We start from the raw sequence: 11,837 nt of genomic DNA, 5'->3' as shown, positions 1-11,837 counted from the left end.
TGCATGTGAAGTGATAGAATCTTGTTAAAAGCCAATTTATTGGAAATATTCAAACCAGCGGACATGGAAACGTTTTACACGATATACATAGACGACTCCGCGCTACTTCTTAACATAATGAATCATTCCGCCGATCAAGCACAGCCAACATGTACATGAGCATTTACCGATCTCGAATTCATGCTTCCCTTTCAAACCCTACTACCAGCCCGATATTCCAGGAAAGGCGGATTTGTGTGAGAATAAACCTCGATATCTGTAATCTGAGCGGACAACTCGGAATCAATCCCAAGCGACTTAATGAATGGCTGCACCAAAGCGGTATTTCAATGGCAGCCCATGAGGCAGAACCGGAAGAACGTCCCGACCGGTCATCACCCCCGTATCGGCTGGCTGCTCCTACCTCTTTATCTTTGGCACCATCCTCCGGTGAAACGAAACTTTATCGGGGGCGCCGCTCCACTCCCACCTTTCAACACCTGACTGCTTCATTACAACATATTCGGCGAATCAGTAAAAACTGTTAGACTGTGCAGGAGGTCGTGTAAGACAGATGCACAGTCTGTCTCGTATCGCCTTCACCTCATCAAGAGGATTTCCACTGTCCATTCTCAATCATTGCGTGCGCGAGCAGCGCCATCTCCAGACAGATTCTTCTCCCTTGGTTCATGTAATCAGGCCCCATCAGTTCTTCCAGCTTCTCCAGTCTGTTGTACAACGTTTGCCGATGAACAAACAACTGTGCCGCTGCATCCCGTTTGGAACCAAAGTTCTGCAGGTAAGCATCCAGCGTCTCTACCAATCGCAGATGATGCGTTTGGTCATGTTCAATCAGCACACCCAGGTGATCCTGGACAAAAGGTTGCAGGAAGGATTGGGGTAAAGCTTTTAACATTTGATATATACCCATACGTTCGTAAAAATGAACATGTTCCATCTGATCTACCGATCTGGACACTTCGATCACCTGATAGGCCTCCTGAAGGCTGTCTGGCAGGCTGGTCAAACGGCTGCGTAACTTGCCAAATCCGGCATGAATGGCGACCTGCTTCAAGTTACGGCTCGCAAACCGCTTCACGTCCAGAGCGATTCCTTCCAGCAATCGGAGCAGCTGATGACGCGTAGCAGCCGAGACTGCTTCCTTCGCACAGCACAGATACACCTGATTGTTCTTCAGCATGATTAGGCTGGGCAGATTGTTCTTCTTGAGCAGGGATCGAAGCAGGACAAGAATATCCTGATGATTCGCTTCCATCCGCTCCCGGCCTGTACCCTTCAATCGATGCTCAATCTCTATAACCCCTCCCGCAAACCAGTACTGTCCCTTCACCAGCAAACGAAGTCCCATTCGGGTCTGGGCTTGTTCCTCCTGAAGAATGTTGCCATTCATTAAATCCTGGATCAGCTCGTTCTGATTGCGGACCATCTTCTCTTCAAGAAACTGGGAACGAAGCGTGAGCGCTGCCGCCGCCTTAGCCGTATAGTCGAGTAACAGCTTGAGATACTCTACTGGAGCGGACGGATGTACAATCATGCCCACAGCAGAGAATACTTGACCGAAACAGACGACCGGATGGCAGAGCAGAACCTTCTCTTCGTCCATATGGAACCATAATTCGGTATCCGAATCATTCAGGTCCAGGTGCTCTACCTCCTGTTCATACCAGGTATAGATGGCCTGTTCCATCTCTGGAGCAAGTTCGGGGACAAAACTGCCCGGCTCCATGGACGAGATGTACACCACCGGTTTTGCAGCGTACTCATGCAGCAGGTTCAGCACAGCGGACATATCCGTACTCTGCAATGTTCGTTGCTGAAGCTGACGGGAGTAAGCTTCCAGACTTTTCAGCAGCTGGTGCTGATGATTAATGAGCAGAGAGTGAATATCCTGCGTGATCTCGACAAAACGAACTGGTTGTTCAAATACGATCAGCGGGAACTGGTGTCTATCGGCCAGTTCAATCAGTTCTTCCGGGATTCCATATATGCTGGTACCAAACTCCACACACAGCCCCGCTGCCTCACTGCCAATCAGCTGAAGCAGATACTCTTCGCGCCCTTCTTCCGATTGAAGCCACAGTCCGGTGGATAAAATAAGATCATGGGGGCTTACAAATGGAGACACATTCGTAATCTCCAATACATGAACCCAGCCAACCTGACGGTTCACCCCATCCTTCCCTGCCGCAAGTCTTGCTCGGCCAAATATCGGACGTGCAAGGATATCTTTGATCGTAAACACGCGGTCATTTTGCAATGGCGATCCCTCTTCGTGTTATTATTTCTTACATTATAATCCATGGACAAATGTCCTGAACAGTCTTTTTCGACAATATGTTGAGTTGGTCCTCTAAAAATTAGACATGAGGTAAGGTGCAAAACGATTATGCAAGTCATAAACTTGTAGTATAAGCTAACAACCAATAAATGGACGAGGTGCATGGTGATGAGAATCGGAATTCCCAAAGAAATCAAAAACAATGAGAATCGTGTAGCAATGACTCCGGCCGGGGCTGCTGATTTCATCAGAGCCGGTCACCAGGTGATAATTGAACAAGGCGCGGGGAACGGCAGCGGGTTCACGGATCATGAATATCAAGTTGCGGGCGCTGACATTCGGAATGATGCCAAGTCAGTTTGGACAGAGGCCGAAATGATCATCAAGGTGAAAGAACCGCTTGCCAGTGAATATGGATATTTTCGTCCGGGACTGATTCTGTTCACCTACCTGCACCTCGCAGCGGAACCTGAGCTTGCTAAAGCGCTTATTGCAAGTCGGGTAACGGCCATCGCGTATGAGACGCTGGAGGTCAACAATACCCTCCCGCTGCTCACACCCATGAGTGAAGTCGCAGGACGCATGGCATCTCAGATTGGAGCACAGTTACTGGAGAAGACCGAAGGTGGCAAGGGTATTCTGTTGTCTGGTGTGCCAGGCGTTAGTCGGGGGAAAGTAGCCATTATTGGTGGCGGTACGGTCGGAACAAATGCAGCCAAAATTGCCATTGGTCTCGGAGCAGATGTAACCATTCTTGACCTGAATCTCAATCGTCTGCGCCAATTGGATGATATCTTCGGCAATCAGATCCACACATTGGTATCCAGCCCATCCAACATTGCAGCAGCTGTTGCGGCGGCAGATTTGTTGATCTGTGCGGTGCTGATTCCGGGCGCCAAGGCGCCAACGCTTGTCAGCGAGCAAGTGGTGAAGACGATGGCACCGGGTTCGGTCATTGTGGATGTGGCGATTGATCAAGGTGGGATCGTTGAGACCATTGATCATATCACAACCCACGATGAACCGACCTATGTGAAACATGGTGTCGTGCACTACGCGGTGGCGAACATGCCGGGCGCCGTGCCGCGTACGTCCACGGTGGCGCTGACCAACGCCACCATGCCTTATGCGCTGCAGCTGGCCAACCACGGTGCAGCCGCCGCGATTCGCGGCAGTTCGTCCATTCGCAGCGCGGTTAACGTGCTGAATGGACACATCACGTATGAGGCGGTTGCCCGGGACCTCGGGCACGCCTATGTTCCTGCAGGACAGGCGCTGGAGAACATCGCCGCTGTCCAGTGATCTTGATATGATCGTTCCACCCGGCGCCTTGTCGCCAGGCCTGTAGAACGCAATAGAAGCGCGAGTCGGGCAGATGAATGTTCCCGGCTTGCGCTTCTTGATTTTTTTCGCATAAGAAATAGCTCGTTAGTTGGTATAAGGCCTTATGCTCCTCAGGTTTTGGCGTTCTAGACCGCCCGTTCGCTGCACACTTCGCGGAAGTTGCAATCCCGACAGGACCGGTGCGATGGCATCGCCGTGAAGTAATTGACGTCCTTGGGACGGTTGTAATACTCATCCTCCACGCAGGATCGCATCTCCTCGATGTAACGACCCACGTTCTCCTCCACCTTCCGGATATCCTCTTCCGTTGCGTTAAACTCTCGATGCTTCCCGGTTAACAGGTACTCCACTCGCAGCTCAATCTGCTCCAAGGGAACCCGGTAATGCTCTCTCACATAGGATGCGTACAGCATTAACTGATCCGAGAAGTCATCTTCCTTGCCCGTCTTCCAGTCCACAATGACAATATTGCCGTTACTGCGCCGATACAATAAGTCCATCTTCACATACACGCGTGTATCGTGCAGCATCATGGTATCCCATTTCTCGATCTCCAGAATGTCCGTACTTGCCCGGGACAAGTCCTCCCACGTAAGCGTCTGATACAGGTTATTGACACAGGCCGAAGCCCGCTCCCTAATCGTGGCGATCCGGTCATTCAACGTATCGTCCCCGTAATAAATCTCGGACAGCATCGTGCGATTCTTGGGGTTCAACCGCCACTGATCCGCGTCCATCGATTCCACATACGCCTGATTCAGCAGCTTGCGTATCGTCTGTTCCAGAAAAGATTCACGCGGTTTATCTTTGCCCTCTTCCCTGCTGCGTACCGCTGACTCACACATCCGATGCGCGAGATCCCCGAAGACAAGGTACAGATTGCTTAGCTGCTTCAGACGATACAGACGAACCTGCATCTCATCGGCAGAGTCTGTCTTCCAGCCGTTATGGGCACCGTAATAATGATAATAATATTTGCGCAGGCACTCATCGAACATACTCGCCCGCGACTGCGAATAAGACCATTGCGGGTATTGTGCCATAAGAACTTCTGCCTTTCTGTATGCCGGATCTGCATGAGATCCCTTAATGCTCACAGTATAAAGCCCGGGTAACATTGCCGCAAGCGCGCTTCCGTTATTTTCTTCTGACGCAACCGTTTCCGATTCGATCCGTATCGTTTATATAGTAACATCACCAAAAGATGAAATGGCGGAGCAGAACGCATAATATACTCTATAGAGGGCACGAATTCGGGACCTCGATGCTAGTACGGGTCTAGCCCGGGGCCAGTGCGGGCCGGCGCTAACGAATCTCACACACGAACGTGAAATAAGACTTACTCGGTTCGTTAGAAAATGTTTATATGTAAAAAAATCGTACAGGCATATCCTAAAAGGAGGCACCACCCATGAATCGACCGGATTGGTTCCAGGCGGAAGAAGCATTACAACAGATCCAAGTCATCGGAAGCGACCGGAATGAGCTCGTGAACATCATCGGCGATGTAGAAGGATTGAATTGCATTGGCACAGGTACGGATGCGGCGGTATTTACGTATGATGGCTTGCCGCAGTATGCCTTCAAGATGTACTCGGATCATGCCTTGGACAAACTAGAAAACGAAAAACAGGTATACGAGCAACTCAAAGGCCTGCCATATTTCCCTACCTATTACGGCAGCGGCCGGAATGTTCTTGTGATTAGTTTTGAACCTGGGGATACCCTGCTGGAATGTTTGGAAAAAGGGATTCCCGTCCCCGAGCAGGTGATGCTCGATGTGGATGCAGCGCGAGAAGCCGTTCGCAGCCGTGGGCTGAACCCCCGCGACATTCACCTGAAAAATGTACTTCTTCAGAACGGACGCGGCAAAGTGATCGACGTATCCGAGTACATTCAGGACGGCAATGACAATCGCTGGGAGCATCTTGTCTGGGCCTATCACAACATCTACCCGCGGATCAAAGGTACGCCCATCTCTCCACGCATGCTACAAACGATCAAATGGGGATACAATCAGCTCGATCATGCCAATGTCAAAATGGACGACCTCTCCAAGAAAGCCAATCGTCTGTTCTCCAGATTTATGAAATGAGCACGTTGTACACATAGATGATTGTCTTGTTTTATTGAATCCAAACCACCCGGATGAACGCCTTGAATTGGCCTTTATCCGGGTTATTCTCCGTAGACATAGCCTTCGTTATGGACATTTTAGTCGTAACTACGGCTATACTTGCTGTGCTCCACCTTCTTTCCTCCCCCGCCCCTGCGAGGGGGTCATGCCCTTATACTGTTTGTATAACTTCGTAAAATAGTTCGCATTGTCGCAGCCTACTCTGGCGGCGATCTCCGTAATGGTCAGACTGCTACCTTGCAGGAGTTGTTCTGCCTCACTCATTCTGCATCCGTTCACGTATTCCACGAAGGTACGTCCGGTCAGCTTTTTGAACATTTTGCAGAAGTGATACGCATTCAGTCCCACATGGCTTGCCGCTTCGGTAACAGACATCTTTCCTGTGGGGTTCGCTTCAATCTGTGCAATCAACTGTTTGAAGCGTTCGCGGTTGGGAAAATACGATCCGACTGATTTATCCGGTAGCTGATGTGGCATAAAGGTACGCGCAAGCAAGGTGAACAAAGCATGCAGTTTGGACTTCACCACGAGCTGATAAGCCGGGGGCTGTAAAGCCATTTCCTCTACGGCTTCATTTAGCAAAGAATAATAGCCTGAACAGGCTGCATTTTCCTCTGCCGGTTTGACCGGAAACCTCACCCTGCCTTCCAGATACGGCGCGACATATTGCTCATGCACGGGATCATGAGTGAAATCATGAAACAGTGCACGGTTAACCACGACGGAATCATAATCCACATCCCCATCATCCAGAGCATACCCGACATGCAACGTGCCTCCGGGAATGATGATGACCTCACCCGCTTGAACCACATAAGGTTTGCTATCGATATGGAACAGCGCACTTCCTTTACGCATAACAATCAGTTCAAAATGTTCATGCCAATGCAAATACAGAATACATTCTTCCTTTTTCATATCCAAACACCGATTTCGGAACAACTGAAATGGATGTGATTTATGATCAATTCGGGTGTTTTCGTGAAGCGCTTTCAGATCCAGCACGACTTCTTCCCCCTCTTCACAAGATCCGACTAATATTACACAAGATTGTTTAGAGCCATCCCGTTAATCCACGTCTATAATGAGTGTCACGAAGTACTATAAGCCAATATTGGAGTGAATTACAACCATGAATAAATCATTACGCATCGGTACCCTTGTAGGCGGGCAGGACGCCGTCCGCGTTATCCCGCAGATCATGCAACACGGTTTCGAATCTTTTAACCTGACCTTCTGGCAAACGACAGGCGATCTGGATTTGGCTGAGACAGCCAAACGTGTCCGTGAAATCGTGGACGAACAGGGTATTGTCATCTCCGCGGTGAGTGTATTTGGTAACCCTCTCACGGGAGCCGGAGACAACGCTGATACGCTGGCAAGCTGGGAGCGAGTAATCGATCACGCACAACTCTTCGGTGCAGATATCGTCTCCGGGTTCACCGGACGTCTGACCGATCAACCCATTAACGAGTCTATCCCCCGGTTCAAGGAAGTATTTGGTGAACTGGCACGCCGGGCAGCAGACCGGGGTATACGCATTGCTTTTGAAAACTGTGATATGGGTGGAACCTGGCAGACAGGCGACTGGAACATCGCCCATAACCCGACGGCCTGGGAGATGATGTTCGACGCTGTTCCGGATGAAAATGTAGGCCTGGAATGGGAGCCTTGCCATCAAATGTCCAGCCTGATTGATCCTATTCCACAGCTGCGCAAATGGGCTCACAAAGTATTTCACGTGCATGGCAAAGATGCCACGATTGCCTGGGATATTGTCAAGGAATATGGCGTGCATGGACCACGTGAATTTGTATGGCACCGCACCCCGGGCTTCGGAGATAGCAACTGGGCAGACATCATCACCATTTTGCGTCAGAACGGTTATAAGGGCACGATTGATATTGAAGGCTGGCATGATCCGGTGTACAAAGATGAACTCGAAATGACCGGACAGGTGCATGCATTACGATATTTGAAACAATGCCGCGGTGGCGACTTCGTACCCAATCCGGTATAGATAACCTCATTATTTGAAGACTCCTAGGAAGAAACCATTTGAGCTGTATAACAGAATCCATGCGAAGGAGATGAGAATATGAGTCATCCTTATCGGGTAATTATCGCTGGCTGCGGTGCCATGGCGAACACATGGGCCGATTACGCCTTGCAAAGGCCGGATACAGAAATCGTCGGGCTAGTTGATCTGTATGAACAGACTGCCAGTGCTTTTGCTACAAGACATGGCCTCAACTGCCCCACGTTCACCGATATCCGTGAGGCCATTCAAGCGACTGGTGCGAATGTTGTATTCGATGTCACGATTCCGGCGAGTCATTACGGCATTGCCATGACAGCGCTGAAGGAAGGGTGTCATGTATTTGGTGAAAAACCACTGGCTGAGTCCTTCTCCGATTGCACAGATATTGTGCAAACCGCTCGCAGCACAGGACATATTCAAGCCGTCATGCAGAATCGTCGTTTCGATCCGCGTATCCGCGCCTACCAGCACCTCATTTCCGGTGGAGCTATAGGGCAGGTAGGTTACGCAGGGGCCGACTTCTTCCTCGGGCCACACTTCGGCGGATTCCGGGATCTGATGGATAGTCCACTGCTGCTCGATATGGCAATACATACGTTCGATCAGGCACGGTACATTCTCGGAGCCAACCCGATCTCAGTGTACTGCCATGAATTCAACCCTCCGGGGTCCTGGTATCAGGGCAATGCGATGGCGTTATGTATATTTGAGATGTCTGACGGTTCCGTATTCAACTATCGCGGATCCTGGTGCGCTGAAGGTGTACCCACATCATGGGAAGCAAGCTGGCGCGTAACGGGTGAAAAGGGTACTGCCATCTGGGATGGTCATGACGACATCTATGCCGAGGTGGTTACTACACAAAATCTGGATGCCGACGGCAAACCATCCTTTTTCCAGCCAAGTGAGCGGATTGAAGCGGAACTGCCGATCATGGACAAAACAGGACACCATGGCTGTCTAGAAGACATGTTCGCTGCACTGGAATCCGGACGATTGCCTGAGACCGATTGCAGTGATAACCAGTTCAGCATGGCCATGGTCCTCGCTTCCCTGGAAAGCGCACGCACAGGACAGAAAGTGTTCATCGCCGATCTACTGAAAAACACATAGCAAAGCGCCTGTGTATCTCATCATTAACAAAGCCCAAACTGCAAAGTTCAGCAGTTTGGGCTTTCTTGTTTTTTTACCTACTCCCCTATTCTAAAAAATGATGTCGTTCAAAAAACAGTCATGCCAAATAGCAGAAGTAGTGCAGGGAACGAAATCGATTCTGAAGAAACGAAGCGGTCGCCTAAAAGCTTTCTGAAAGAAAGCTGCATCGGAAGCATACGCTTATCCCCGGATTTCGACTTTACAAAAGTCGATCAAGAAATCCGGGGATAACAGCGATCAAAAGAACGATTCGTAACCGGAACGGCCACTTTGCAGGCAGTGAGCAATTATTTTTTTGAATTACATCACTTATAGAATTCCTTTCTTCATTGCCTTATACACCAACTGCGAGAACAGGCTGTTGGACCAAGCAAACCATGGTCTGGTGAACGTGTTTGGATCATCAGCGTGGAAGCCCTCATGCATATATCCGGTACCCGCATCCGTGTTCTCCAGCAATTCAATCATTGCCAGCATCTCCTCGTCATTATCTGCGGTGAGCCCCTGCATGGATAGCGCCATGTGCCAGATGTATCCCGGAGGGGTGTGGGGGCTACCTATTCCTTTGGCTACCTTCCCCTCATAGTAGAACGGATTTTCCTTACTCAAAATGAATCGACGTGTGTTCTGATACACCATGTCTTCAATCGAAGCATATTCCATATACGGAATGGACATCAGCCCAGGTGTGCCTGCATCATCCATCAGACAAAAGTTGCCGTAACCGTCCGTCTCATAAGCATAAATCTGCCCATACTCTGGATGACGGTAAGTACCATACAGAGCAATACCGTGTCGTATGTCTTCTTCCAAACGAGCCATTCGACTCACCAGCTGTTCATCCCGGAACACCCACTTCGCGATCTCCCCCATCTGGCGCAAGGTTACCGCTGCGAACATATTCGCCGGAATATTATAATGAAAATCACATGCATCATCGCTCGGACGGAATCCAGACCAGATCATGCCCGTATAATTCACTGGCATACCCAATCCTTCATTACGCAGGGTATCATGAACTGGACAATTACGCCGCATGAACCGGTAAGGTGATTGCTCTGCGTGATGCTGTTCTGTCTCCCATAGTTGTACGATATTCTCCATCACTTTCTTGAAGCGCTCATCGAATATATCCGTCAGTTCCGTCTCCCGCCAATATGTATAAGCCAGCTTCATGGAGAAACAGAGGGAATCCAGTTCAAACTTCCGTTCCCACACCCACGGTGACATCTCCGTCTCATCATTGGCATCCCAATGCCATCCATTCGCCGTTTCATTGAATGCATTAGCATAGATATCCTTATCAGCATAGAATGTATGCCTTTTGATCAGTCCTCCGATGATACGCTGCAACTTCTCGTCATCCTTCGCAAGCGGAACATAATGCATGACCTGCTCTACCGAATCTCTTAACCACATCGCGGGAATATCCCCTGTAATTACAAAGGTTGTCCCATCCTCCAATAGCTTCGTAGTCGTTTCTAGTGTATTTAGAAAACAATTGCGAAACTGAGCCAGCAATCTCGGCCGATGTTGCAAACGCTCGTCCGCCTCAGTCAGAATATCCTGCACAGCTTGCGGCAATTCCAGTTGTGGCATAGGGATTTTCGGTAATCTGAACTGTTCCATGGATGTCGTCTCCTTATAACTCTATTGTTATTTTTGTTATGATAAATTATAATAACATTATTATCTGTAAGTGTACTGTGTCAGAAGATGATCGTCAAATGAAGGAGTAATGATATGTCACGCAAAGTATCCATTCAGACGCTGGCTGACCAGCTCGGATTATCCAAATATGCCGTCTCCCGCGCACTCAGTGGCAAGACGGGCGTTAGTGAAGCAACACGAGCACGGGTACTGGAACTCGCTCGGGCTTTGGGATATCGCCAAAGTACTCCGGGGGCTAGTAATAGTCCTGCTGCTGCAAACCATGCAGATCCGTCCGATCCACCGTTTGCTCTCATATGCATGAATCAGCTCAACCGCGGTGAACCCCACTACTGGCAACGTGTCCTGTCCGGCATGATATCCGCCTGTAATGAGCGTGGTTGGCATCATGCCATTGTATCTCCCTCACTCGGAGTGACAGACGAGAACACCTCTCCCGAAAAAGCCATTGCCCCTCACTTGGATTGGGAACGTTGTGCCGGAATTATTGTCATGGGAGCTTTTCCTCATACGGTTCTGCAACGGCTCTCTCAGACCGGTCGTCCTATTATTCTGGTAGATCATCAGGAGCCCCTGCTGAATTGTGATACGATCAGCCATGATAATCTGGAAGCTGGCATCACCGTGGCTAGATATCTAATGTCTATGAATTGCCGAAGAATCGGCCTCATCACAGATGATGGTCGTGCTGCGAGCTTCGCCCAGCGGAGGATCGGGATTGAGTTGGCTCTGAACCATTTCCATGTGGAAACCAGTCATACAACCAGCTTCAGAGAATGGAATATTCCGTATGAAAATGGGGAATGGGTTAACCAGTTGGCTGCAACAATTCAAAACATGCCAGAGGACGAACGTCCCGATGCCTGGATTGGTGTTAATGATGATATTGCCTTGCAGTGGATGTACAAATTACAGGAGATGGGCATCTCCACGCCTAAAGATTGCCTTGTGATCGGTATCGACAATGTACACTCTGCGGTTACGTCCTCCCCGCCCCTGACCACGGTTAATCTGTGCAAAGAGGAGCTTGGACAGCGCGCCGTCGAGGCGTTACAACGCCGGATCGAACGACCGGGAACACCGAAAGAGACGGTTATGTTATCGACTACGTTGATTCCAAGGGAATCGGCGTAACTCGGAAAGGGTAACCTCTCTTTTCTGAAGGATGATTTCTTAGATACTTGCTGTCCCTGTGAGTCTGGTGCATACGA

General features: G+C 49.7%; 10 protein-coding genes. 6 read left to right on the top strand and 4 right to left on the bottom strand.

Translation table 11 applies throughout. The features are described 5' to 3' along the window. The first annotated feature begins 236 nt into the window (after window positions 1-236). Window positions 237-527 carry a hypothetical protein gene (locus PAHA3_RS30090; protein WP_153028155.1) on the top strand — a complete coding sequence of 97 codons (291 nt, stop codon included), beginning with the start codon at window positions 237-239 and terminating at the stop codon, window positions 525-527. Between the two features lie 59 nt (window positions 528-586). On the opposite strand, the gene PAHA3_RS00150 is transcribed toward PAHA3_RS30090, so the two are convergent. Then, window positions 587-2,257 (bottom strand): PucR family transcriptional regulator, encoded by a 1,671-nt coding sequence (locus PAHA3_RS00150; protein WP_062832937.1) that lies wholly within the window; start codon window positions 2,255-2,257, stop codon window positions 587-589. Window positions 2,258-2,446: 189 nt separating this feature from the next. Between PAHA3_RS00150 and ald the strand changes: the two genes are divergently transcribed. Next, window positions 2,447-3,580: an alanine dehydrogenase gene (ald, locus tag PAHA3_RS00145; protein ID WP_062832936.1), complete on the top strand. Its 1,134-nt coding sequence runs from the start codon at window positions 2,447-2,449 to the stop codon at window positions 3,578-3,580. Window positions 3,581-3,747: 167 nt separating this feature from the next. On the opposite strand, the gene PAHA3_RS00140 is transcribed toward ald, so the two are convergent. After that, entirely contained in the window at window positions 3,748-4,665 is a 918-nt protein-coding gene (locus PAHA3_RS00140) for a PD-(D/E)XK nuclease family protein (RefSeq protein WP_062835905.1), read from the bottom strand. Between the two features lie 368 nt (window positions 4,666-5,033). Between PAHA3_RS00140 and PAHA3_RS00135 the strand changes: the two genes are divergently transcribed. Beyond that, window positions 5,034-5,717, top strand: coding sequence for a hypothetical protein (locus tag PAHA3_RS00135; RefSeq protein WP_062832935.1), 684 nt, complete (start codon window positions 5,034-5,036; stop codon window positions 5,715-5,717). A gap of 135 nt (window positions 5,718-5,852) precedes the next feature. On the opposite strand, the gene PAHA3_RS00130 is transcribed toward PAHA3_RS00135, so the two are convergent. After that, on the bottom strand, window positions 5,853-6,764 hold the full coding sequence (locus PAHA3_RS00130) for an AraC family transcriptional regulator (RefSeq protein ID WP_062832934.1): 912 nt from the start codon (window positions 6,762-6,764) through the stop codon (window positions 5,853-5,855). A 127-nt stretch (window positions 6,765-6,891) separates the two neighbouring features. Here PAHA3_RS00130 and PAHA3_RS00125 point away from each other — a divergent pair, with 127 nt between their 5' ends. Further along, on the top strand, window positions 6,892-7,779 hold the full coding sequence (locus PAHA3_RS00125) for a sugar phosphate isomerase/epimerase family protein (protein ID WP_062832933.1): 888 nt from the start codon (window positions 6,892-6,894) through the stop codon (window positions 7,777-7,779). A gap of 78 nt (window positions 7,780-7,857) precedes the next feature. Then, window positions 7,858-8,913 carry a Gfo/Idh/MocA family protein gene (locus PAHA3_RS00120; protein ID WP_062832932.1) on the top strand — a complete coding sequence of 352 codons (1,056 nt, stop codon included), beginning with the start codon at window positions 7,858-7,860 and terminating at the stop codon, window positions 8,911-8,913. 351 nt (window positions 8,914-9,264) lie between these two features. Here the strand turns inward: PAHA3_RS00120 and PAHA3_RS00115 are convergent, their stop codons facing one another. Beyond that, entirely contained in the window at window positions 9,265-10,584 is a 1,320-nt protein-coding gene (locus PAHA3_RS00115; RefSeq protein ID WP_062832931.1) for a glycoside hydrolase family 125 protein, read from the bottom strand. A gap of 114 nt (window positions 10,585-10,698) precedes the next feature. Between PAHA3_RS00115 and PAHA3_RS00110 the strand changes: the two genes are divergently transcribed. Continuing rightward, a complete protein-coding gene (locus tag PAHA3_RS00110) occupies window positions 10,699-11,760 on the top strand; it encodes a LacI family DNA-binding transcriptional regulator (RefSeq protein WP_062832930.1) in 1,062 nt (353 codons plus the stop codon). The last annotated feature ends 77 nt before the right edge of the window (window positions 11,761-11,837 follow it).

The organism is Paenibacillus amylolyticus (genome assembly GCF_001570725.1).
GTDB lineage: Bacteria > Bacillota > Bacilli > Paenibacillales > Paenibacillaceae > Paenibacillus > Paenibacillus amylolyticus_A.
The sequence above is the reverse complement of the archived record's forward strand: the minus strand, read 5'-3'. Positions and strand labels throughout refer to the sequence as shown.

Coding starts and splice junctions, on each gene's coding strand:
- ald (WP_062832936.1), top strand. CDS start 2,447: ATGAGAATCGGAATTCCCAAAGAAATCAAAAACAATGAGAATCGTGTA.
- PAHA3_RS00140 (WP_062835905.1), bottom strand. CDS start 4,665: ATGGCACAATACCCGCAATGGTCTTATTCGCAGTCGCGGGCGAGTATG.
- PAHA3_RS00135 (WP_062832935.1), top strand. CDS start 5,034: ATGAATCGACCGGATTGGTTCCAGGCGGAAGAAGCATTACAACAGATC.
- PAHA3_RS00125 (WP_062832933.1), top strand. CDS start 6,892: ATGAATAAATCATTACGCATCGGTACCCTTGTAGGCGGGCAGGACGCC.
- PAHA3_RS00120 (WP_062832932.1), top strand. CDS start 7,858: ATGAGTCATCCTTATCGGGTAATTATCGCTGGCTGCGGTGCCATGGCG.
- PAHA3_RS00115 (WP_062832931.1), bottom strand. CDS start 10,584: ATGGAACAGTTCAGATTACCGAAAATCCCTATGCCACAACTGGAATTG.
- PAHA3_RS00110 (WP_062832930.1), top strand. CDS start 10,699: ATGTCACGCAAAGTATCCATTCAGACGCTGGCTGACCAGCTCGGATTA.